Raw genomic sequence first — 20,798 nt, forward strand, 5'->3', positions numbered from 1 at the left:
GCCGACGTTGCCCGTTCGATCAAGGGTGAACCTAGGATGAACCTTGAATCCGCTGCTGAGGGGTGATCTTGGAGTTCGGGCTGCTCGGTGCCGTCGAGGTGCGCGACCGGGGCGAGGTGGTCGAGATCGGCCACGTCCGGCAACGATCCGTGCTGGTCGCGCTGCTGGTGGAACAGGGATGGCCGGTCCCGATCGATCGCCTGATCGACCGCGTCTGGGGCGAACGCGCGCCGCTGCGGGCGCGCGAGACGCTCTACGGGTACGTTTCGAAACTGCGCAAGCTGCTCGACCTGGACATCGAGCGCTCTCCCACCGGCTACCGGCTCATGGTGGACCCGTCGGACGTCGACCTGTTCCGGTTCCGCGCACTCGTGCGGCAGGGTGCCCTCGACGAGGCGCTCGGGCTGTGGCGCGGGCAGGCGCTGGAGGGACTGGAGTCGCCGTGGTTCGACGTGCTGCGCGAGAGCCTGCACGCCGAACGCGTCGCCGCCGAGCTCGACCGCAACGACGTGGCGCTCGCGGACGGACGGCACACCGCGCTGCTGCCGGCGTTGCGGCAGGCGGTGGACGAGCGGCCGCACGACGAACGCCTTGCCGCGCAACTGATGCTGGCCCTGCACCGGTCGGGCAACGACGCGGAGGCGTTGCGGTACTACGAAACCGTGCGCCGCACGCTCGCCGACGAGCTCGGCGCCGACCCGAGCAAACCGTTGCAGGAGGTGCATCAGCGGATCCTCGCCGGGGGCCTGGAACGTCCCGTTCGGGGTCCGCGGCAGCTGCCCGCGCCGCATCCTTGGTTCACCGGGCGCGCGGAGGAGCTCAAGGCGCTCGAACCGTCCGGCACCGTCGTGATCACCGCCATCGGCGGCACCGGCGGCATCGGCAAGACCGCGCTGGCGCTGCACTGGGCGCACCAGCACCTCGACCGGTTCCCGGACGGCCAGCTGTACGTGAACCTGCGCGGCTTCGACCCGTCCGCCGAGCCGACGCCGCCGGAGACGGTGCTGCGGGAGTTCCTGGAGGCGTTGGGGGAGCAGACGATTCCGGCCGGGCTGGACGCGCGGGCGGCGCGCTACCGCGGCCTGGTCGCGGGCAGGCGGATGCTGGTGGTGCTGGACAACGCCCGCTGCACCGAGCAGGTCGTGCCGCTGCTGCCGGGCCCGGACGCGACCGTGCTCGTCACGAGCCGGCTGAAGCTCGCGGGCCTGGTGGCCGCGCACGGGGCCACGTCGGTGTCGCTGGACGTGCTGGACCCGGCCGACGCCCACGAGTTCCTGTCGGTGCGGCTGGGCGCCGAGCGGATCGCGGCCGAACCCGGCGTGGTCGCGGACCTGGTGAGCTGGTGCGGAGGGCTGCCGCTGGCGTTGTCGATCGTCGCCGCGCGGGCCGCGATGGAACCGGACTTCCCGCTGTCGGCCTTCGCGCAGGAACTGCGGGAGCAGCCGCTCGACGCGCTCGACGCCGGCGAGATCGGCACGAACCTGCGCGCGGTGTTCTCGTGGTCGGTCGCGGCGCTGTCGGACGAGGCGGCCCGCGCGTTCGGCCTGCTCGGCACCGTCGGCACGGCGGACGTCTCGCTCGCGGCGGTCGCGGCGCTGGTCGACCGCCCGGTCACGCGGACGCGAATGGTGTTGCGGGAGCTGGAGAACGCGCACCTGGTGCAGCAGCACGTGCCCGGCCGGTACCGGATGCACGACCTGGTGGGCCTGTACGCGGCGGACCTCGCCGCCGACGCCGGGTCGCGGCTGGCGGACTTCTACGCGGCCACCGCCCGCGCGGCGGCCACGACGCTGGAGCCGCACAAACCGTTGCCGGAGCACGAAAGCGGCCACGCCCTGACGTTCGCCGACAACGCCACCGCGATGGCCTGGTTCGACGCCGAGCACGCGTGCCTGATGACCGAGCAACGGCAGGCATTGGCACGCGGCGCGTTCGACGTGGCGTGGATGCTCGGCCGCACCCTGAACAACTACCACGTGCGGCGCGGACGCACGCTCGACGACGTCGAGGCGTGGCTCGGCGCGTTGCGCGCGGCCGAGGCGCTGGGCGACGAGACGAAGCAGGCGACCGCGCACGTGTGCCTCGGCGCCGACTACGTCGAGCTGGGCCAGTCACCGTTGGGGCACCGGCACTTCGAGCGCAGCCTGGAGCTGTTCGCGGGCTCCGGCGACCACGCGGCGCACGGCGGCGCGCACCGGGCGATGGCGTGGGCCGCCGAGTTCGAGGGCGACCTGGAGAAGGCGCTGGAGCACTCGCTGGCCGGGCTGGAGAAGTTCCGCGCGGCCGGTTCCGACATCCGCGAGGCCGAGTCGCTGAACGAGGTCGGCTGGCGGTACGCGTGCCTGGGCCGCTACGCCGAAGCACGCGCGTACTGCGAAGAGGCCATGCTGCTCAACGACAAGCTCGGTCACGCGGAGGGCTCTGCGGCCACATTGGACAGTCTCGCGCACATCGCCCACCACGACGGCAGGCACGCCGACGCCGTCGCGCACTACCGCGAGGCGGTTGCCCTGTACCGCGAGCTGGACAACTCCGCCGAGGAGGCGACGGTGCTGGAGCACCTCGGCGACGTGCTGGCCGCGGCGGGGGAGCCCGCGCAGGCACGCGAGCAGTGGCAGCGGGCGCTGGAGCTGTACGAGGACCAGGGCCGTGCCTCGGAGGCCGCGGCCCTGGCCGCGAAGCTCTGATCAGACGCGGCTGAGCTGACGGCCGCTCTCGATCAGCTCGTCGGTGAACGAGTCGAGCGCCCGTGCGAAGTCCCGCTGGTCCGGTTCGTGCCAGTCCTCCAGCTGGTCGAGCAGCCACTGCCGCCACGCGTGCACGAGCTGCGTGAACACGTCCACGCCGAGGTCGGTGAACCGGTAGCCGTCGTCGTGCGGGGCGAGGTGCCCGGACCGCACGAGCTCCCGCGCGGTCGGCGCGAAGATCCCGCCGGGCACCTTGGTCATCTCGGCGAGCTCGTCGAGCGTCGCGACGCCGTCGTCCGTCGAGGCCCGGTACACGCGGCCGAGCAGCCAGGCCTGTTCCAGCGGCAGGTCGACGCCGGAGCGGCGCAGCACCGCCACGCCGGGGTCCTCCTCGGACTTCGAGACGACCGTGGCGACGAGCCTGCGCAGCTCGTCGTAGGAGTTCGACGGCGGTGCGGCGAAGCTCTCGCCCACACCGCTGTTGCCGGTGGCGGCGGCACGTGCGGTGTCGCGCAGCCGCACCTGCGGCAGGAAGAACGCCACCAGCAGCGCGACCAGGCCGATCGGCGCGGCGATCAGGAACATCGTCTGCACGGTCTCGGCGTACCCGGCGACGATCGGGGCCTTGATCGCGTCGGGCAGCGCGTGCACCGCCGCCGGGCTCGCGACGGCGCGCGGGTCGACGCCCGGCGGCACCACGAGGTGCTTCGGCAGCTGGTTCGCGTAGATCGTGCCGAACATCGCGACCCCGAACGAGCTGCCCATCGTGCGCAGGAAGCTGATGCCCGACGTGGCGACGCCCAGGTCGGCGTAGCCGGTGGTGCTCTGCACGACGATCACCGGCACCTGCATCACCAGGCCGATGCCCGCGCCGAGCACCACCATGAACGCGCCCATCACCCAGAAGGCGGTGTCGACGTCCAAGAAGGACAACAGGAAGAGGCCGGCGGTGAGCCCGACCGACCCGGCGAGCGGGAACGCCCGGTATTTTCCAGTGCGGCTGATGACGTTGCCGGTGACCAGCGCGGTGGCCATCAGCCCGGCGATCAGCGGCAGCATCCACAGCCCGGACGCGGTGGCCGACTCGCCGCGCACGAACTGCAGGTAGATCGGCAGGTAGGTGATGCCGCCGAGCATCGCGAACCCGACGACGAAGCTCAGGATGCCCGACACCGTGAACACCCGGCTGCGGAACAGCCTCATCGGCAGCATCGGCTCGGCGGCCCGCTGCTCGACGAACACGAACGCGACGAGCAGCACCACCGACGCCGCCGCCATCCACAGGATCGTCGGCGACGTCCACGGGTACTCCGTGCCGCCCCAGCTCGTGACCAGCGTCAGCCCGGTCGCCGCGAGCGCGATCAGCGCGATGCCGGCGTAGTCGATCCTCGGCTGCCCGCCGGTCTTGATCGAGGGCAGCGCGGCGAGGGCCACCAGCACCACCGCGACGCCGAGCGGGATGTTGACGTAGAACGCCCACCGCCAGCTCAGGTGGTCGACGAACAGCCCGCCGAGCAACGGTCCCGCGACCGTCGCGATGCCGAACACCGCGCCCGCGAACCCCTGGAACTTGCCGCGGTCGCGCAACGGCACGACGTCCGCGATGATCGCCGTCGAGGTGACCATCAGCCCGCCCGCGCCCAGGCCCTGCACCGCGCGGAACGCGATGAGCATGCCCATCGACTCCGACCAACCCGCGAAGAACGACCCGGCCAGGAACAGCACGACGCTCACCAGGAACGTCTTCTTGCGCCCGTAGAGGTCGCCGAACTTGCCGATCAGCACCGTCATGATCGTCTCGGCGAGCAGGTACGACGTCACCACCCACGACAGGTGCGCGCCGCCGCCCAGGTCGGCCACCATCGTCGGCAGCGCGGTGGACACGATCGTCTGGTCGAGGGCCGCCAGCAGCATGGCGAGCAGGACGGCCGCGACGACCAGGTTCCGCCTGCGGGTGTCGATCTCGGGCACGCCGCCGATGATCGCGCAGGATTGTCGGACCCGCTGGCTGTGGTCGGCTCATGGGTGCGAAGGCCGCTGTTGCGGTGATCGGAGACCCCTGGGAAGCGCTGCGCAACGGTGGTGAACCGGACAGGGGCGCGGCGGAAGCGGTGATCCGGGCCTTGCGGCCGGACTGCGCGGTCGAGCCGGCCGCGGACGGCACGCTGGCGGACGTCAATCTGGCCACCCCCTCAGCACGCCTACGTGGCGGTGTTGCCGGAGGCCACGATCGTGTGCGACCAGATGATCGACGAGGACGCCCTGCTGGAGTACGCCGCCGGACGGCCGGTGGTCGTCTTCCAGCAGCACTCGGGTTCGTTCCGCTTCACCGAGTGGTCCGCGGACGGTACCGAGCTGCGGTACGAGGACGAGTACGACCTCGCCGACGAGATCGCCGAGGAGATCTTCGGGTTCACCGCCGAGACCGTGCGCGAGGAGCTGGTCATGCGGGGGTTCCTCGTGACCCTCCCGAACCAGGCCGAGATCGACGCGGCCGTCGACGCCGCCGTGGCCGCGATGGTCCGGCAGGGTCCGACGCGCCTGAAGATGGCGGCGGACGGCTCACTGGTCCCTCGCGACCAGCCCGGTTTCACCACGCACACGACGGACACAACCCCATAGGGTTGGAGCGCGAGCACCCGAAGGAGGCCGTCTTGATCTTCATCACCGCCAAGTTCCGCGTCCTGCCCGAGCACGCCGACGCCTGGCCCGAGATCTCCCGCAGCTTCACCGAGGCCACCCGCGCCGAGCCCGGCTGTCTGTGGTTCGACTGGTCGCGCAGCCTGGACGACGCCACCGAGTACGTGCTGGTCGAGGCGTTCCGCGACGGCGAGGCGGGCGGCGCGCACGTGCAGTCCGAGCACTTCCGCACCGCGCAGGAGGAGCTGCCGCCCTACCTCGCCGAGACGCCGCGGATCGTCAACGCGACGCTGGAGCAGGACGACTGGTCACTGCTGGGCGAGATGGAGGTTGCGCCACGCGGGTGAGGGGCCGGGCGCGGCACGGCTCGGCCGTCGAGGATGTCGGGATGGACGCCTTCGTGGAGTTGTCCGCCGAGCTGACCGGGTTCTCGGTGGAGGAGCTGAGGTCGACCGGACTGGTCGAGCAGTACGCGGTGCTGGCGCGCGACGCCGGGCACGCCGAGATCATCGAGCTCTGGTACACCGGCGTGTGGCGCGGGGTGATCCCGAGTGCCCGCGCCTACGCCGAGGGGCTCGCGTGGAAGGCCGTGGGGGTCGCCGCGCCGGGCACGGCCGGGCCTGGGTTCGGCAGCTGGGAACGCAGACCGCGGAGCACCGCCAGATGAGGGCCGTGGTCGTCGGCGCGGGGTTCGCCGGCTCGATCATCGCGAAAGTGCTGGGGGACAACGGCTTCCGCGTCACGGTGCTGGAGGCCGGTGCCGAGGCCGAGCACGACGAGGCCGTCAGGAGGTTCCAGACCGCGCGGGTCAAGTCACCACTCGCGCCCTACCGGCGCACGGTCGCCGCGCCGTCGAGCGACTACCTGATCAACACCGGGCCGTTCGCCTATTCCAGCCCCTACCTGCGGATGAACGGCGGCACCGGCACCGTCTGGACCGGCATCACGCCCCGCATGCACCCCGAGGACTTCCGCACCGCCGACCTCGGGCACGGCCGCAACTGGCCCATCGGCTACGACGACCTGGAGCCCTACTACCGCGCGGCGGAGTGGGAGATCGGGGTCGCGGCCGACGCCGACGAGCAACGGCAGCACGTTCCCGTCGCGGACGGCTACGCCTATCCCATGCACGCCTTGCCGCGCACGTACCTGGACCACGCTGTCGCGTCCGTTGTGGACGGTGCGCGCGTCGGCGGGCGCGAGCTGCTGGTCACCGGCACACCGCAGGCGCGCAACGGCGTGCCGGTGCACGGCTATCAGCCCGACGGGCACCTGTGCGCCGGTTACGCGAGCTGCGTGCCGGTGTGCCCGGAGAACGCCAAGTACACCCCGCAGCGCACCCAGAAACGCTGGTCGCGGCACGTCGAGCTGCGCACGAGATGTGTCGCGAACCGGCTGGAGACCGACGAGTTCGGACGCGTCACCAAGGTCGGCTACCAGCGCTACGAGGACGACACGACCGGCAGGCACACGCGGCACGAGATCGAGGCGGACGTGGTCGTGCTGGCCGCGCACGCCATCGAGAACGCCAAGCTGCTGCTGATGTCGGGTCTCGCGAACAGCAGCGACCAGGTCGGCCGCAACCTCATGGACCACCCGGCGCTGCTGACGTGGGCGCTCATGCCGCACCCGATCGGCCCGTTCCGCGGACCGGGGTCGACGACGAGCATCGAGGCGTTCCGCGCGGGCGGGGAACGCGGCACGCGGGCGCCGTTCCGCGTCGAGATCGGCAACTGGGGCTGGGGCTGGTCGGCCGGCAGTCCCGACTCCGACACGGCCGAGCTCGTCGCGGCCGGGCTGCGCGGCAACGCGCTGAGAACCGCGCTCGCGCACCGCGTCGGACGGCAGTTCACCCTGCAGTTCGAGATCGAGCAGGAGGCCGACCCCGCCAACCGGGTCACGCTCGGCGCGGACCGGGACGCGCTGGGCAACCCGCGCCCGAGTGTCCACTACGGACTGTCCGACTACGTCAAGGACGGGCTGCTGGCCGCGAAACGGGTCTCGGACCGGCTCTTCGAGCTGCTCAAGGCCGAGGACTACACCTCGTACAAGCCGGACGAGGAGCGGTACTTCGAGCACGACGGCGAACCGTTGCGCTTCTGGGGTGCCGGGCACGGCGGCGGCACGCACGTGATGGGCTCCTCGCCGCGCGACTCCGTGGTGGACCAGTGGCAGCGCTGCTGGGACCACCCCAACCTGTACGCGGTGGGCTGCGGCAGCATGCCGTCGCTCGGCACGTCCAACCCGTCGCTCACGATGGCCGCGCTCGCCCTGCGCACGGCCGACCACCTCGTCTCACGCCGCGTCGAGCTGGGCCAGGCGGCGCACCTCGCGCACGACCGGTGACCGGGTGAACGCCGACGACACGGCGCCCAGCCAGGCGGTTTCGGCCTCCACGCTGGGCGCCTCGCCGTCGTGCGCGCCCGGTTGCCGCGGCCAGCTCCGGCCGGCGTCGCGCATGACCAGCGCCGCCGCGAGCTCCGCCGCCGCACGCGTCGGGCCGTCGACCGGGATCCGCAGCCACGAGGCGAGGTGCGGCGGGACGTGCGTGCGCAGCGCGAGCAGCCCGTCGCGGATCTCGATCAGCCGCCGGTACAGCGTGAACTCCAGGTCGTGCCGCGCGGGCAGGGCGATCTGCGGCTGCGCGGCCACCATCACCTTCCACAACGGTGTCACCGCGCGGAGTCCGCGCCACGTCCGGAGCAGCTTCACCGCACCGTCCCACGTCGTCAGCAGCGCGCCGCTCACCCACAGCGCCACGGCCACGAGCCCGAGCAGCCGGGACGCCGGCAGATAGCCGCCGACGCCGAGGACCGCGAACCACAGCGACGGCAGCCCGGAGAACACGCCCCACGCGATCGTCGCCGCCGCGGCCGCCACGACGAGGCGCAGCCCGGTGCGGAACGTGCCGGGCGGCCGGTCGGTGTGCGCCACCGTCCGGATGAAGACGACCAGGCAGCCGACCGCGTAGCCGGTGAGCACCACCTGGTAGACGACGAGGCTCGGCCGCCACTGCTGCGACCTCAGCACGGCGTGGTACGGCGCGAAGTCGAGGTAGCACAGGGCGAGCACGGCCCAGACGAGCGGCAGCGGCCAGAACGCGGTGCGCGGCTCGGGGGAGCGGGTGCTGCGCGCCAGCTTGAGCAGCGCCCAGACCGAGAGCAGCTGCAGCACGTTCGTGACGAGCCGGCACGACAGCTCGTGCTCGGCGCCGACCCACCGGAGGGTCGGTCCGGCCGAGATCGCCAGCGACACGGCCATGCTGAGGAAGAACGTCACCAGGTGCCGCGGCGCGCGCCGGGCGATGCCGAGCTGGGTGAGGGCGACCAGGGCCAGCAGTGCGGCGCAGACGTAGTTGGTCACGACCCGAACGCCGAGCGCAGCGGGTCCGTGCCCAGGCGGCGCACGATCAGCGAGGCCACCAGCTCGGCCTCCTGCTCGTGCTCCCGCAGGTAGGTGGTGCGCCCCAGCACCCGCCGCACCAGCTCGACCGGCAGGTTCGGCGTGAGCGTCGCGGCGACCTGGTCCGACAGCGCCTGGCCCTCGGCGTGCCCGCACAGCAGGTGGCCCAGCTCGTGCAGCAGGATGTGCTGCTGGTGCAACGCGGACGTGTCCCGCGTGTAGAACACGTAGTCCGCGCGGTCGGTCGCCGCGAGCACCCCGCACGGCGCGCCCGGCCTGGCGGCGAGCGGGACCAGCTCGATCGGGCGTCCCCGCTGCCGGGCGATCGCGGCGAAGAGCGCGTGGACGTCGAACGGTTCCGGCAGGTCCACAGTGGACGCGATCCGCTCGCACCGCCGCCACAGGGCGTTCTTCCGGCCCAGCACCGTCATTCCCCCTTGCGCCGGGGTGGGTTGCGCCGGGCTTCTCGCCGTCCGATGGCCTCCACGATGTCGGCCACCGTGCCGAGCCCCTCCTCGGACAGCGTCACCGCCCGCAGCGCGAGGTCCCGCACGGCGCTGTTGCGCAGCGCCTCCAGCAGTTCCAGCTCCTCGGCGATGACCCGGCCCTGCTCGTCGTCGAAGAAGTAGGCCGGCGGCACCTGGAAGAACGCCGCCAGCGCCTCCAGGTGGCGCTTGGTCGGGTTGTCGCGGCGCCCGGTCCGCAGCTGCCACAGGTAGGCCGCCGAGAACGACTCCCCGGTGCTCTCGCGGCACGCCCGCGCCACCTCCTCGTGGCTGTGCTGCTCCCCGTTCGGCCTGCGCACCACCTGGAACAGGCGGTCGATGCGGTCGGCGAGGGTGGTCGCCCGGTCCTCGGTCATCATCGCCTTTCCATGAGCAGAGATGAACGTCCTTAGGGTACCGTCGGCGAACGTGAGCTGAGATGAATGGCCGTGGGGAGGCGGTCCACACATGACGACTGAGGTGAACGAAGCGCAGGCCTTCTCGGGCTGGTCCTACGAGCACACACCGGAGGACGCGGTGCGGGAAGCCCTGGAGATGGCACGCCGCAGGGCCGCGATCGCCGGGTTCGGCAGCGACGAGTGCGTGCTGCTGTTCGTGAACGCGACGCGGCTGGGGCCGGGCTGCTACGCGGGGGACGCGGGCCTGCGCTGCGCCCGCTGAACCAGCAGGATCGCGGCCGCCACCGCGAACACGCCGACGAGCGAGCCCGGTCGCGGGTCCGCCGGCAGCGGTACGGCCGGCCCGGAGACGTTCACCCGGCCATCACGGCGAAAATGTCGAAAGCTCCGTGACGTCGATCGACGCAGGGGTGGCAGCGGTCCCGCGCTGCCAGTCGACAACGAGGAGAGACCACATGCGGTACATGCTCATCCACCGGGTCAACGAGGACGACCCGGCCTCGTGGGCGCCGAACCCGGAGCTCATCAGCCGGATGGAGGGCTTCATCGGCAAGCTCAACGCGAGCGGCGCGTTCCTCACCGCCGACGGCGTGCTGAAGGTCGGTTCGGTGGTGCGCAGGAGCGGCACGGCGGTCAAGTCGATCGACGGTCCGTTCGCCGAGGCCAAGGAGGTCGTCGGCGGGTTCGTGATGATCAACGCGAAGGACCTGGCCGAGGCCACGGCCATCGCGGAGGAGTACATCACCTGCTTCGCCGGCGTCGAGGAGATGTCGGTCGAGGTGCGTCAGGTGACCGAGATGGAGGACATCGAGCCCTACCGGGCCGGGTAACGCGCGGGGCCGCACGTCCTCGGTGAGGCGAGGACGTGCGGCCCGTGAAGCGTCTAGTTCGCCGAACCGCCCGCGGCGAGCCGCATCAGGTCCGAGTCCAGGTCGATCGACAGCTCGGTGCCGCCGGCGCTGCCGAACTCGTGCTGGTAGCGGCCCCACGACTCGTCGCGCACGGTCTTGGAGAACCCGGCGGCCATGAGCGCCACCAGTTCGAGCGCCGCGCGGTCGATCCGCTTGTTCAGCGCGCCGTCGGTCCAGTCCTCGGTCGCGGCGAACAGCGACGTCGGCACCACGACGGTGCGCAGGTAGGCGAACAGGCCGCGCATCTGGTCGTCGACCACGAGCGCGTGCCGGGCCGTGCCGGCGGTCGCGGCGAGCACGACGGGCTTCGCGATCAGCAGGTCGTTGTCCAGGATCTGGAAGAACGACGTGAACAGGCCGCTCGCGCCCGCCTTGTAGACCGGGGTGCTCGCGACGACGCCGTCGGCGTGCTGCAGGGTGGTGATCGCCTTCTGCAGCTTCGGGCCGATGTGGTTGGACACCAGCGCGTTCGCGATCTCGCTCGCCAGCTCGCGCAGCTCGATCGTCGCGATCTGGACGGTCAGCTGCTTCTGGGTGGCGAGCGTGGCCACGCGCTGGGCGACGCGGTCGGCGAGCAGCCGCGTGGACGACGGGTCGCTCGTGCCCGCCGAGACGACCACGAGCTGGAACTGGGTGGTCATTGCTCCTCGTTTCCGGCCAGCTTGCCGGTGATGGCGGCGAGCTGGTCGAGTTCTTCGGGGGTCAGCACGTTCAGGGCGCGGGCGACGCTGCGGGCGTGCGGGCGGCCGATCTCCCGCTGCACCTCGCGGCCCGCAGGGGTGAGCGACAGGCGCACACCCCTGCGGTCACCGGGGTCGGTGCAGCGGTGCACCAGCCCGCGGTCGACCAGGCGGTCGACCATGCGGGACAGCGCGGGCTGGCTCAGCAGAACGTGGCGGTTCAACTCGCTCATCCGCAGTGGACCGTCGCACTTGGACAACGTGTAGAGGACGTCGTACTCCCGCATCGTCACCTCGCCCCAGACGTCCTCCGCGTTGAACCGCTTCATCAACACGGCGTAGGCCCTCATCAGGGACTCCCACGCCTCGTTGGCTCTGGTCACTCCGAGTCCTGGTACGGAGAGCCGCCCGTGACGTTGTCACCCCGGTTGGCGTTCGGCCGCGGCTGACGGGCGGGCTGGTCGCCGTACTTCTCCTTGAGCCGCAGGGCGTGCGTCGGCGGCTTGGCGGTCTGCGGGTCCTGCCGCGACTCGATCTCCTTGCGCAGCACCGGAACCACCTCCTCGCCCAGCAGGTCGAGCTGGTTGAGCACGGTCTTGAGCGGCAGGCCCGCGTGGTCCATCAGGAACATCTGGCGCTGGTAGTCGCCGAAGTGCTCGCGGAAGGTCAGCGTCTTGTCGATGACCTCCTGCGGGCTGCCGACCGACAGAGGCGTCATCTCCATGAAGTCCTCCATCTTCGGCCCGTGCCCGTAGACCGGCGCCTCGTTGAAGTACGGCCGGAACTCGTTGATCGCGTCCTGCGACCGCTTCGCGATGTAGGCCTGGCCGCCGAGGCCGACGATGGCCTGCTTCTCCGTGCCATGGCCGTAGTGCGCGTACCGCTGGCGGTAGAACTTGATCAGCCGCATGTAGTGCTCTTTCGGCCAGAAGATGTTGTTCGCGAAGAAGCCGTCGCCGTAGTAGGCGGCCTGCTCCGCGATCTCCGGCGTGCGGATCGACCCGTGCCACACGAACGGCGGCAGGTCGTCCAACGGGCGCGGCGTGGAGGTGAAGCCCTGCAACGGCGTGCGGAACTTGCCCTCCCAGTCCACGACGTCCTCGCGCCACAACCGGTGCAGGAGGTTGTAGTTCTCCAGCGCGAGCGGCAGGCTCTGCCGGATGTCCTGACCGAACCACGGGTAGACCGGCGCGGTGTTGCCGCGGCCCAGCATCAGGTCCATGCGGCCCTTCGCCAGGTGCTGCAGCATCGCGTACTCCTCGGCGATGCGGACCGGGTCGTTCGTGGTGATCAGCGTCGTCGCGGTGCTGACGATCAGCCTCTTGGTCCTCGCCGCGATGTGGGCGAGCAACGTGGTGGGCGCGGACGAGAAGAACGGCGGGTTGTGGTGCTCGCCGATCGCGAACACGTCCAGCCCGACCTCCTCGGCCTTCTCGGCGATCTGCACGATCGCGTCGATCCGCTCGGCCTCGCTGGGGGTCTCGCCGCTCACCGGGTCCCTGGTGATGTCGCTCACCGAGAACACTCCGAACTGCACGGCACCCGCCTCCTTCTGTCTGCGCTGAACCTCTAGGTTCTATGCGTTTGCATCTACCTTAACGCACAGGTTCGGCAGGTATTCCCGAGCGGGACGCCAGGCGGGGTCAGACGCTGCGCAGCACCGAGACGACGACGCCCAGGATCACGGCCTTGTCGCCGTCGATCACGGGGTACTCGGGGTTGCGGGGCTCCAGGAGCACGTGACCGTTGCGGCGCTGGTACACCTTGACCGTCGCCTCCTCGTCGATCATCGCGGCGACGATCTGCCCGCTGTACGCCTCGTGCGTCTGCTGGACCACGACCATGTCGCCGTCGCAGATCGCGGCGTCGATCATCGAGTCACCGCGGACGCGCAGCGCGAACACGTTTCCGCCGCGGCCCACGAGCCCGCGCGGCAGGTTCAGCACGTCGTCCACGTGCTCGATGGCGGAGATCGGCGTGCCGGCGGCGATGTCACCGACGACGGGCACCGAGATCGAGTCGGCGGACGCCGGTGCGGAGGCCGTCTCGTGCAGGAAGACGCGGACGTCCATCGGCCGCGTCACGGACGAGCCGCGCTTGAGGAAGCCCTTCTCCTCCAACGCCGACAGGTGCTTCGAGACGCTGGAGGAGGACTTCAGGCCGACCGCGTCGCCGATCTCGCGGGTGCTGGGGGAGTAGCCGTGCTCGACCACCCAGTCGCGGATGGCGACCAGGATCCGCTGCTGGCGCTCCGGCAGCACCGTCGTGTCGAGCTCAAGATCGTCGTAGGCGGTCATCGGCCAGATAGTAGTAATCCGGTTGCCGGACACGATCGGGTGGTCGTTTGATCTTGGAGTGACCTCTGTCTGGGTAGGAGAACGCGTCCGGCTGCGGGCCGTCGAACCGGAGGACTGGGAGTCGTTCCGGAAGTTCGACGAGGACTCGGTGACGCAGCGGGCGGCCGACATGGTCCACCCGCCGTGGTCGGCCGCCCGGTTGCGCGAGTGGGCCGAGAAGGCCGCGCTCAAGAAGGTGGAGCAGGACCAGTTCCAGCTGGCGATCGAGTCGATCGAGGACGGCAGGCTCGTCGGCACGATCGGCACTCACTGGACCGACCAGCGGGCCGGGCGGTTCTGCTACGGCATCGCGCTCGGCAGGGAGTTCCATCGGCGCGGGTACGCGTCGGAGGCGGTGCGGCTGCTGCTGACGTTCATGTTCGGCGAGCGGCGGTTCCACAAGTGTGAGGCGAACGTCTGGGCGTTCAACGAACCGTCGATGGCGCTGCAGCGCAGCCTCGGCTTCACGGAGGAGGGCAGGCTGCGCGACCACGAGTTCTTCGCGGGGCGCCATCACGACGTGGTGGTGTTCGGGATGACCGCGCCCGAGTTCGCGGCCCGGCACCCATTCCCCAGCGAGATCTGATCTCCGGCCGCACGATGTGGCGGTGAGCACACGGCGGGAACGCTCCTGGGGCCTGCGGTCAGGTAGGGGTGTGCGAAGCGACGTGGCGCCCGTGGCGCTGACACCCCGAGAGGCGCCCGCCGTGCTGGACGAGGCCGCGCTGCTGACGTTGTACGAGTCGACGGCCGAGCGGTTGCACCGCTACGTGGCCAGGCGGGTCGGTGCCGACACCGCGCAGGACGTGGTGTCCGAGGCCTTCCTCGTGCTGTGGGACCAGCGTGCCGGGCAGACCTACGAGCCCGACGCCGTGCGCGCGTGGCTCTACGGCGTGGCGACGAACCTGTTGCGCGGCCATGTGCGCGCCGAGGAACGCAAGCTGCGTGCCTGGAGCAAGGCGTACGCGGCCCGTACCGACGAGGCCGACATCGGCGACCGGGTGAGCGCCGCGGCCGACGCGGACGTGCTCGCCGGGCCGCTCACCGGCTGGCTCGCCGAACTGCGCGTCGAGGAACGCGAGGTGCTGCTGCTCAACGCGTGGGCCGACTTCACACCGGCCGAGATCGCGGTGGCGCTCGACGTCCCGGTGGTCACCGTGCGCACCAGGCTGCACCGCGCCCGCGCCCGGCTGCGCACCCGTCTCGCCGCGACCGACCACGACTTCTCCGAGGACAGCCATGTCTGAGCCGACCACGCCAGAGACCCTCGACCGAGCGCTCGACGCCGCGCTGGCCCGCGCCGCCGACGAGCCCGTCCAGTTCGACGTCGCCGCGGGGAAGAACGCGCTGGCCGCGGCTCTGCGGGACCGTGCGACGGGGCCCGCCGACGAGACCTCCGGTAGGAACGTGCTGGCGGCCGACCTGCGGGACCGTTCGACGCGGCCCGCTGACGAGACCTCCGGCAGGAACGCACTGGCGGCCGCCCCGCGGGAACGTGCGACGCAGCCTGCCGGCCACCCTGCTGACGACACCACCGGCCACCGGCCACGCCGCCGGGCCCGCTGGCTCGCCGCCGCGGCCGCCGTGGGCGTGCTGACCGCCGGTGGCCTGAGCGCGCTGACCGTCGGCGACAGCGGCACCTCGGCGACCGCGGCCGAGGAGCTCACGAAGGCGGCCGACCTTGCCGCGCGCGTCGTCGAACGCCCTCTCGCCCCTGGTCAGTACCGGTACGTGCGGACCCGCTACGAGGGCATCACCGGGGAGTGGGGCTCCGACAAGGCGTGGCGCACCGACACGGCGAACGAGGAGTGGATCCCGGCCGACCGCCGCGACGAGTGGGAGCTGAAGTTCCGCGTCTACTCGGTGAAGTGGGTGCCCGGCCACGAGGGTCAGGGCGAGCCCGACGGCGGCCCGTTCAAGGACGGTCAGGAGTTCCGCGCCAAGTGCGGCATGTACTCCTACTACGCCGAGGGCTATCCCGACCGCTGCACCGTCGGCTCCTTCCACAACCCGACGCCCGAGTTCGTCGCCGCGCTGCCGAAGGACCCGAACGGCATGCTCGCCAAGCTCAGGGAGGAGGGGCAGGCCGGCGACGCGGGCGCGTTCATGCAGGCCCTGGAGGCGCTGCGGTCGGGCCAGTACCCCGCCGAGGTGCGCGCGACGATCTTCCGGGCGCTCGCCCTGCTGCCCGGGCTGGTCGTCACCGACAAGCGGGCCAACCTCGACGGCAAGGAGGGGGTCGCGCTCGGCAAGAAGTACTACGACGACTTCACCGAGATCATCATCGACCCGGCCAACGGTGACTTCATCGGCACCAGGGAGGTCATCGCCGAGGACCAGACCGGGGACAAGGGCAGTCTGAAGAAGGGCACGGTCCGGCAGTCGTCCTCGGTGACCACGGCGATCGTCGGCGCGCTCGGCGCCCGCCCCTGAAACATGCAACCCTGGAGTTGCACATCTTCGGGGGATGTGCAACTCTGGGGTTGCACTTGTTGACGGATGTGGGGAGTTTGTCGTGACCGTGGACCGGATCGAACGCGAGACCCTGATCGAGGCGACCCCTGAGCGGGTCTGGCAGCTGGTGACCGAGCCAGGGTGGTGGGTGGCCTCGTCGCCGTCGGGCACGGCGGTCGAGGGCGAGACGACGTGGTGCAAGAACGACACGTACGGCGACTTCCCGGTGCGGGTCGAGACCGTGACGCCGCAGAGCTACGTGGCGTACCGCTGGGCCAGCGCGTTCGGCGGCCAGGAACTGACCGGGGACAACACCACGCTGGTCGAGTTCACCCTCACGCCGGAGGGGGCCGGCACCCGGCTGCGGGTCGTGGAGAGCGGGTTCGCGTCGCTGGCCGGCTCGGAGGAGCTGCGGGCCAAGGCGCACGAGGACAACTCGGGTGGCTGGCCGCAGGTGTTCGAGGCGTTCAAGAAGCGCGTGGAGGGCTGAGTCAGCCGGCGTCCACGCGGTCGCGGGCGGACCAGCGCGGTTCGCCACCGGCCTCGGTGAACGCGGTCAGCGCCTCGACCAGGCCGTGCCGCAGGTGCTCCGGCATGCGCGCCACGATCGTGCTGATCTCGGCGCGCCGGCGCGCCATCACCTCGCCCACGACCCGGCGGCCCTCCTCGCTCGCGATCACCACGACCTCGCGTTTCGTCACGGGGTTCGGCTCGCGGTCGGCCATGCCGGAGGTGATCAACCGGTCGATCATGCGCTTGGCCGTCGACGGGTTGACCTCCAGCAGGTCGGCGAGCGCGGTGAGCTTCATCGGGCCGCGGCCGTCCAGCAGCACCAGCATGCGCAGCTGCGGCAGCGTGAGCGTTTCCTCGACGGCCGCCAGCGACCGTGCGGACACGGCGATCAGCAGGCGGGACGCGGTGAGGACCGCGTCGGTCAGGTCGTCGGCATCGCTCACGTGCCCCAGTCTGACAGGGCCGAGTTCGGTAACGAACTGATAACCATTGCACTGTGCAACGGTCGGCGGCCCTCGGTCCGTCCGTACCTCCCGGCATGCGGATACTCCTGATCTCCCTGCTGGTGTTGCTGGTCGGTGCGCCGCCCGCGTCCGCGCAACCGAACCTCGGGCCCGACTACGTCCAGACCCCGTTCGGCCCGATGGGGCCGGCCGGGCGCGACCTGCTGCAGAAGGTGACCCTCGCCGGGCTGTGGGAGGGTCCGGCCGGCCGGATGGCGCTGGAGAAGTCGGCCGACCCGAAGGTGCAGGAGGCCGGCCGCCACCTGATCGAGGGGCACGCCGACCTGGACCGCCGCACCGTCGACCTCGCACGGACGTTGAACGTCACGTTGCCCACGCAGCCCAACGAGTCGCAGCAGGGCTGGCTGAACGAGATGCAGGCCGCGCCCGCGCGCAGCACCGAGTTCGACAAGGTCTTCGCGAACCGGCTGCGCGCGGCGCACGGCGTGGTCTACAAGTTCCTCGCCACCGTGCGGACCGGCACGCGCAACACCGCGATCCGCGACTACGCCAAGGTCTGCATGGACACCGTGCTCGACCACATGACGGTGCTGGAGGCCACCGGGCTGGTCGACTTCGGCGACACCGACGCGATCCCGCTGGCGCTGGTCGCGCAACCTTCCTCGTCCGCCGCTCCCACCCCTCCCCGCGCGCCTCAGATCGTCACGCAGAACACGGGGCAGCAGCAGAAGGACGACGGCGGCATCCCGGACGGGTTGATCGGCCTGGCCGTCCTGACGGCGGTCGTCGCCGGGATCTGGCTGTGGAGCGGCGGGCGCAGCAGCCGCAGGATGCACCCGTAGCGGCCGCGTCGCGGTGGTGGCGAGCCGGACGAGCTCGCCGTTGATCCGCTCGCCGCGTCCATCTCGTCCGCGATCGTCTGCAGTTACGTCGCGTCGTACCGGCGGTCGCGACCAGCCTGCGTGCTGTGGTGAGAATCGCGGCGATGCTGCAATCGGAGGTGTGTCGTGACTGTTCTGGTGACCGGCGGCACGGGGTTCGTGGCCGGCTGGACGATCGAACAGCTGTTGCGCCAGGGCTACGACGTGCGCACGACGGTGCGCACGCGCCGCCCGGCAGTGCCCGGTGACTACGAGGTGGTGCGCGCGGACCTGACCTCGGACGACGGCTGGGCCGAGGCGATGGAGGACGTGCGGTACGTGCTGCACGTCGCGTCACCGCTGAGCGGCGACGGCGACCTGATCGGCCCGGCGCGTGACGGCACGCTGCGGGTGCTGCGGCACGCGGTGGACGCGGGCGTGCAGCGGGTGGTCATGACGTCCTCGTGCGCCGCCGCGACCCCGCCGCCGGGCTCGACCGGTTCGTTCGACGAGACGGTGTGGACGGACCTCGGCGGCCTGAGGCTCGACGAGTACCGGCGGTCCAAGGTGCTGGCCGAACGCGCCGCGTGGGAGTTCATGCGCGACAAGGAGACCTCGTTCACGACGGTGCTGCCGGGCGCGGTGCTGGGTCCGGTGCACTCGAAGGACAACCTGGGCTCGGTGCGGGTGGTCGGCCGGCTGCTCGACGGCATGCCGGCCGTGCCGCGCGTGGGCCTCAACGTCGTCGACGTCCGCGACGTGGCCGACCTGCACCTGCGGGCGATGACCGCGCCGGACGCGGCGGGGGAGCGGTTCATCGCGGTCAGCGAGTTCATGTGGATGGCCGACGTGGCGCGGACGCTGGACCTGCCGGCCCGTCAGCTGCCGGACTTCCTGCTGCGCGCGATGTCGTGGGTGAGCGAGGAGCTCCGGCCACTCGTGCCGATGCTCGGCCGCTCCTACACCCACTCGCACGACAAGGCCTCGCGCGTGCTCGGCTGGCAGCCCCGGCCCGCGCGGACCACGGTGCTGGAGTGCGCCGCGAGCCTGCGCTGACGGGCGTCGCAGGGCCGGGGCGCAAGGTGAGGTAACGGAGTGTGCATGTGGCGCGACACCTAGGCATGTCCGCGCCACCGCAGCCCACGTTCGGCGAAGAGGTGCGTCGGCTGCGCACGGAGCGCGGACTGACCCAAGCGGACCTGGCCCGGATGATCCCCTACAGCAGAAGCTACATAAGCAAGGTCGAGAATGATCAGGTTTACCCCACCCACCAGCTGGTGAGGGATCTCGACAGGGCGTTGGAGGCACGCGGCCAGCTGAGTGTGTACGACGCCGGTCCGAGCGCCGCGATCTGGTCCGGCGACGAAACGGTGTTGCAGGAGTACGCGGCGACAACCGAACCTGTGGCGGACGACCCGCCCGCCGAGCCGGAGGGCGTCGAGGTCGCCTGGTCGACAGACGCCGCTACCTCCCACGACCTCCTGCGGCGCAACGCACTGGCCCGCGTGCTCGACGCGCGGCTGCGCGAGGCCAAGCAGGAGCACCCGCACACCTCGCTGCTGGTTCACCTGGACGGCAGCTGGGGATCCGGCAAGAGCAGCGTCCTGCTTCTGCTCGCGAAGCAGTTGCGCAAGGAACCGCCTTTCCTGGTCGTCTGGTTCGACGCCTGGCAGCAGTCCCGCGTGTCCCCGCCGTGGTGGGCGCTGCTGACCACACTGCGGGAGCACGTCCTCGCCGACCAGAACCCGTTCAGCCGCGCCTGGTTGCGCCTGCGCGAGATGGGGGCGCGAATCCGGGTGTCCGGCGCGCCGTACGCGGTGGCTCTGGTGCTGCTCGTGGTCCTGTCGGCAGGGCTCGGTTACGCGACCTGGTGGCTCGCGAACAGTCTCACGGTCAGCGATCTGGTCAAGCTGTTCACCCCGGCGGTCGCCGGGTTGTCCTTGCTCTGGGCGGGAAGCCGCGTTGCCGCACGGGCACTGCTCTGGGCGTCGGCTGGCGGCGCGAGACTGTTCGAGCAGTCGAACTCCAACCCGATGACGCGGATCGCGCTGCACTTCGACTGGCTGCTGAACCACTCGGCGAAACCAGTGGTCTTCTTCGTCGACGACCTCGACCGTTGCCGTGAGGACTACGTCGTCGAGTTCCTGGACTCCGTGCACACCCTCGTGCGTGACGCACCGAGAAGCCACTACGAGGAGGCCACGGCGGCGGCGTACTTCGTCGTGGCGGCTGACGGCGCCTGGATCCGGCAGAGCTACGAGCACGCCTACCGGACGTTCGGGGGCGATGGAGGCTCGCTCGGTCATCTGTTCCTGGACAAGCTGTTCCAGTTGAACGTGCCCATGCCGGCACTTGGGGGCAGCACGCAGAAGGAGTTCATCGGCAGCCTGCTCGGGCTCGCGGCCGATCCGAGCCCGCAGGTGGCCGAGGCCAGCGCCGCCATCAAGGACGCCGCGGACGAGGCGGCGATCATCGGCGCGCTGGAGAACCTGAGCCCGGACGAACGGCAGGCGGTCGCGGGCGAGGCGGCGCTGGCGCTGGCGTCCACCGAGACGCGCAGGCACACGGAGCACACGCTCAGGAAGTTCTCGCCGCTGCTGCACGGCAATCCGAGAAGCATCAAGCTGTTCCTCAACACCTACAGCATGCTGCGGTCCGTGCGGACGCTGGAAGGCAGCACACTGTCTCCGGACACGCTGGCGTTGTGGGCGTTGATCAGGGTGCGGTGGCCGAGCATCGCGGAGGTCCTGGCACGCGACCCGGACGCCGTCGAGGGGATCAAGGACGACCTCTGGTGCGCAGACCACTTCCCGGAGGACCTCCACGCGGTGGCGAAGAGCAAGGACCTGCGCCGAGTCGTCCTGCACGAGGAGGGCGGGCCGCTGACCGCCGCGCTGGTCCGGCGCTGCTGCGGGCTGGCCGAGGGTTAGCGGCATGTCGGGTCACC

General features: G+C 71.0%; 23 protein-coding genes and 1 pseudogene. 15 read left to right on the forward strand and 9 right to left on the reverse strand.

Features of this window, described 5'->3' with window-relative positions; all coding sequences use genetic code 11:
• Positions 1–62 precede the first annotated feature (62 nt).
• Complete coding sequence (locus ACWEIJ_RS13705; protein WP_449837482.1) at positions 63–2,687, forward strand: BTAD domain-containing putative transcriptional regulator; 2,625 nt, start codon at positions 63–65, stop codon at positions 2,685–2,687.
• On the opposite strand, the gene ACWEIJ_RS13710 is transcribed toward ACWEIJ_RS13705, so the two are convergent.
• Positions 2,688–4,601, reverse strand: coding sequence for an MDR family MFS transporter (locus ACWEIJ_RS13710; RefSeq protein ID WP_449837767.1), 1,914 nt, complete (start codon positions 4,599–4,601; stop codon positions 2,688–2,690).
• A 107-nt stretch (positions 4,602–4,708) separates the two neighbouring features.
• On the opposite strand from ACWEIJ_RS13710, the pseudogene ACWEIJ_RS13715 reads away from it, so the two are divergent.
• The 5 genes and pseudogenes from ACWEIJ_RS13715 to ACWEIJ_RS13735 all read left to right on the forward strand — a co-directional run.
• Positions 4,709–4,855, forward strand: a pseudogene (locus ACWEIJ_RS13715) (DUF6928 family protein); the annotation flags it as partial.
• A 37-nt stretch (positions 4,856–4,892) separates the two neighbouring features.
• Complete coding sequence (locus ACWEIJ_RS13720; protein WP_449837779.1) at positions 4,893–5,309, forward strand: hypothetical protein; 417 nt, start codon at positions 4,893–4,895, stop codon at positions 5,307–5,309.
• 32 nt (positions 5,310–5,341) lie between these two features.
• On the forward strand, positions 5,342–5,674 hold the full coding sequence (locus ACWEIJ_RS13725; protein WP_449837768.1) for a putative quinol monooxygenase: 333 nt from the start codon (positions 5,342–5,344) through the stop codon (positions 5,672–5,674).
• A 41-nt stretch (positions 5,675–5,715) separates the two neighbouring features.
• Positions 5,716–5,994: a hypothetical protein gene (locus ACWEIJ_RS13730; protein WP_449837483.1), complete on the forward strand. Its 279-nt coding sequence runs from the start codon at positions 5,716–5,718 to the stop codon at positions 5,992–5,994.
• Positions 5,991–7,673: a GMC family oxidoreductase gene (locus ACWEIJ_RS13735; protein WP_449837484.1), complete on the forward strand. Its 1,683-nt coding sequence runs from the start codon at positions 5,991–5,993 to the stop codon at positions 7,671–7,673. Before ACWEIJ_RS13730 ends, ACWEIJ_RS13735 begins: the two co-directional genes overlap by 4 nt.
• Here the strand turns inward: ACWEIJ_RS13735 and ACWEIJ_RS13740 are convergent.
• The 3 genes from ACWEIJ_RS13740 to ACWEIJ_RS13750 are packed head-to-tail and all read right to left on the reverse strand — an operon-like array spanning position 7,623 to position 9,591.
• Positions 7,623–8,690: an MAB_1171c family putative transporter gene (locus ACWEIJ_RS13740; protein ID WP_449837485.1), complete on the reverse strand. Its 1,068-nt coding sequence runs from the start codon at positions 8,688–8,690 to the stop codon at positions 7,623–7,625. The two genes, ACWEIJ_RS13735 and ACWEIJ_RS13740, sit on opposite strands and share 51 nt — an antisense overlap.
• On the reverse strand, positions 8,687–9,160 hold the full coding sequence (locus tag ACWEIJ_RS13745; protein ID WP_449837486.1) for an ImmA/IrrE family metallo-endopeptidase: 474 nt from the start codon (positions 9,158–9,160) through the stop codon (positions 8,687–8,689). Before ACWEIJ_RS13745 ends, ACWEIJ_RS13740 begins: the two co-directional genes overlap by 4 nt.
• On the reverse strand, positions 9,157–9,591 hold the full coding sequence (locus tag ACWEIJ_RS13750) for an XRE family transcriptional regulator (RefSeq protein WP_449837769.1): 435 nt from the start codon (positions 9,589–9,591) through the stop codon (positions 9,157–9,159). Before ACWEIJ_RS13750 ends, ACWEIJ_RS13745 begins: the two co-directional genes overlap by 4 nt.
• Before the next feature lie 91 nt (positions 9,592–9,682).
• Between ACWEIJ_RS13750 and ACWEIJ_RS13755 the strand changes: the two genes are divergently transcribed.
• Positions 9,683–9,895 (forward strand): hypothetical protein, encoded by a 213-nt coding sequence (locus tag ACWEIJ_RS13755; RefSeq protein WP_449837487.1) that lies wholly within the window; start codon positions 9,683–9,685, stop codon positions 9,893–9,895.
• A 193-nt stretch (positions 9,896–10,088) separates the two neighbouring features.
• Positions 10,089–10,463 carry a YciI family protein gene (locus tag ACWEIJ_RS13760; RefSeq protein ID WP_449837488.1) on the forward strand — a complete coding sequence of 125 codons (375 nt, stop codon included), beginning with the start codon at positions 10,089–10,091 and terminating at the stop codon, positions 10,461–10,463.
• A gap of 53 nt (positions 10,464–10,516) precedes the next feature.
• Here the strand turns inward: ACWEIJ_RS13760 and ACWEIJ_RS13765 are convergent, their stop codons facing one another.
• The 4 genes from ACWEIJ_RS13765 to lexA form a co-directional block, all read right to left on the reverse strand.
• Positions 10,517–11,185 carry a CE1759 family FMN reductase gene (locus ACWEIJ_RS13765; RefSeq protein ID WP_449837489.1) on the reverse strand — a complete coding sequence of 223 codons (669 nt, stop codon included), beginning with the start codon at positions 11,183–11,185 and terminating at the stop codon, positions 10,517–10,519.
• Positions 11,182–11,607 carry a MarR family winged helix-turn-helix transcriptional regulator gene (locus tag ACWEIJ_RS13770; protein ID WP_449837490.1) on the reverse strand — a complete coding sequence of 142 codons (426 nt, stop codon included), beginning with the start codon at positions 11,605–11,607 and terminating at the stop codon, positions 11,182–11,184. Before ACWEIJ_RS13770 ends, ACWEIJ_RS13765 begins: the two co-directional genes overlap by 4 nt.
• Positions 11,604–12,761 carry an LLM class flavin-dependent oxidoreductase gene (locus ACWEIJ_RS13775; protein WP_449837491.1) on the reverse strand — a complete coding sequence of 386 codons (1,158 nt, stop codon included), beginning with the start codon at positions 12,759–12,761 and terminating at the stop codon, positions 11,604–11,606. The genes ACWEIJ_RS13770 and ACWEIJ_RS13775 overlap by 4 nt, the downstream gene beginning before the upstream one ends.
• Positions 12,762–12,867: 106 nt before the next feature.
• A complete protein-coding gene (gene lexA / locus ACWEIJ_RS13780; protein WP_449837492.1) occupies positions 12,868–13,521 on the reverse strand; it encodes a transcriptional repressor LexA in 654 nt (217 codons plus the stop codon).
• A gap of 58 nt (positions 13,522–13,579) precedes the next feature.
• Here lexA and ACWEIJ_RS13785 point away from each other — a divergent pair, with 58 nt between their 5' ends.
• The 4 genes from ACWEIJ_RS13785 (at position 13,580) to ACWEIJ_RS13800 (ending at position 16,504) form a co-directional block, all read left to right on the forward strand.
• On the forward strand, positions 13,580–14,146 hold the full coding sequence (locus ACWEIJ_RS13785; protein WP_449837493.1) for a GNAT family N-acetyltransferase: 567 nt from the start codon (positions 13,580–13,582) through the stop codon (positions 14,144–14,146).
• A 70-nt stretch (positions 14,147–14,216) separates the two neighbouring features.
• Positions 14,217–14,807 carry an RNA polymerase sigma factor gene (locus ACWEIJ_RS13790; RefSeq protein ID WP_449837494.1) on the forward strand — a complete coding sequence of 197 codons (591 nt, stop codon included), beginning with the start codon at positions 14,217–14,219 and terminating at the stop codon, positions 14,805–14,807.
• Entirely contained in the window at positions 14,800–15,993 is a 1,194-nt protein-coding gene (locus ACWEIJ_RS13795; protein ID WP_449837495.1) for a CU044_5270 family protein, read from the forward strand. Before ACWEIJ_RS13790 ends, ACWEIJ_RS13795 begins: the two co-directional genes overlap by 8 nt.
• A gap of 82 nt (positions 15,994–16,075) precedes the next feature.
• Positions 16,076–16,504: an SRPBCC domain-containing protein gene (locus ACWEIJ_RS13800; RefSeq protein WP_449837496.1), complete on the forward strand. Its 429-nt coding sequence runs from the start codon at positions 16,076–16,078 to the stop codon at positions 16,502–16,504.
• A 1-nt stretch (position 16,505) separates the two neighbouring features.
• On the opposite strand, the gene ACWEIJ_RS13805 is transcribed toward ACWEIJ_RS13800, so the two are convergent.
• Positions 16,506–16,970 carry a MarR family winged helix-turn-helix transcriptional regulator gene (locus ACWEIJ_RS13805; RefSeq protein WP_449837497.1) on the reverse strand — a complete coding sequence of 155 codons (465 nt, stop codon included), beginning with the start codon at positions 16,968–16,970 and terminating at the stop codon, positions 16,506–16,508.
• Positions 16,971–17,065: 95 nt separating this feature from the next.
• Between ACWEIJ_RS13805 and ACWEIJ_RS13810 the strand changes: the two genes are divergently transcribed.
• The 3 genes from ACWEIJ_RS13810 to ACWEIJ_RS13820 all read left to right on the forward strand — a co-directional run bounded on the left by ACWEIJ_RS13810 (position 17,066) and on the right by ACWEIJ_RS13820 (position 20,781).
• Positions 17,066–17,833 carry a DUF4142 domain-containing protein gene (locus tag ACWEIJ_RS13810; RefSeq protein WP_449837498.1) on the forward strand — a complete coding sequence of 256 codons (768 nt, stop codon included), beginning with the start codon at positions 17,066–17,068 and terminating at the stop codon, positions 17,831–17,833.
• Between the two features lie 165 nt (positions 17,834–17,998).
• The gene (locus ACWEIJ_RS13815) at positions 17,999–18,907 is read left to right on the forward strand and encodes an NAD-dependent epimerase/dehydratase family protein (RefSeq protein WP_449837499.1); all 909 of its coding nucleotides are present in this window, start codon (positions 17,999–18,001) and stop codon (positions 18,905–18,907) included.
• Positions 18,908–18,972: 65 nt separating this feature from the next.
• Positions 18,973–20,781, forward strand: a complete 1,809-nt coding sequence (locus ACWEIJ_RS13820; protein ID WP_449837770.1) for a P-loop NTPase fold protein — start codon at positions 18,973–18,975, stop codon at positions 20,779–20,781.
• Positions 20,782–20,798: the final 17 nt, after the last annotated feature.

The organism is Lentzea sp. NPDC004789, assembly GCF_053601075.1.

What these genes read in the sequence shown, in the direction of transcription:
- ACWEIJ_RS13710 (WP_449837767.1), bottom strand. Translation starts at nt 4,601, where the DNA reads ATGCTGCTGGCGGCCCTCGACCAGACGATCGTGTCCACCGCGCTGCCG.
- ACWEIJ_RS13730 (WP_449837483.1), top strand. Translation starts at nt 5,716, where the DNA reads ATGGACGCCTTCGTGGAGTTGTCCGCCGAGCTGACCGGGTTCTCGGTG.
- ACWEIJ_RS13735 (WP_449837484.1), top strand. Translation starts at nt 5,991, where the DNA reads ATGAGGGCCGTGGTCGTCGGCGCGGGGTTCGCCGGCTCGATCATCGCG.
- ACWEIJ_RS13745 (WP_449837486.1), bottom strand. Translation starts at nt 9,160, where the DNA reads ATGACGGTGCTGGGCCGGAAGAACGCCCTGTGGCGGCGGTGCGAGCGG.
- ACWEIJ_RS13750 (WP_449837769.1), bottom strand. Translation starts at nt 9,591, where the DNA reads ATGACCGAGGACCGGGCGACCACCCTCGCCGACCGCATCGACCGCCTG.
- ACWEIJ_RS13755 (WP_449837487.1), top strand. Translation starts at nt 9,683, where the DNA reads ATGACGACTGAGGTGAACGAAGCGCAGGCCTTCTCGGGCTGGTCCTAC.
- ACWEIJ_RS13760 (WP_449837488.1), top strand. Translation starts at nt 10,089, where the DNA reads ATGCGGTACATGCTCATCCACCGGGTCAACGAGGACGACCCGGCCTCG.
- ACWEIJ_RS13765 (WP_449837489.1), bottom strand. Translation starts at nt 11,185, where the DNA reads ATGACCACCCAGTTCCAGCTCGTGGTCGTCTCGGCGGGCACGAGCGAC.
- lexA (WP_449837492.1), bottom strand. Translation starts at nt 13,521, where the DNA reads ATGACCGCCTACGACGATCTTGAGCTCGACACGACGGTGCTGCCGGAG.
- ACWEIJ_RS13795 (WP_449837495.1), top strand. Translation starts at nt 14,800, where the DNA reads ATGTCTGAGCCGACCACGCCAGAGACCCTCGACCGAGCGCTCGACGCC.
- ACWEIJ_RS13810 (WP_449837498.1), top strand. Translation starts at nt 17,066, where the DNA reads ATGCGGATACTCCTGATCTCCCTGCTGGTGTTGCTGGTCGGTGCGCCG.
- ACWEIJ_RS13820 (WP_449837770.1), top strand. Translation starts at nt 18,973, where the DNA reads ATGTCCGCGCCACCGCAGCCCACGTTCGGCGAAGAGGTGCGTCGGCTG.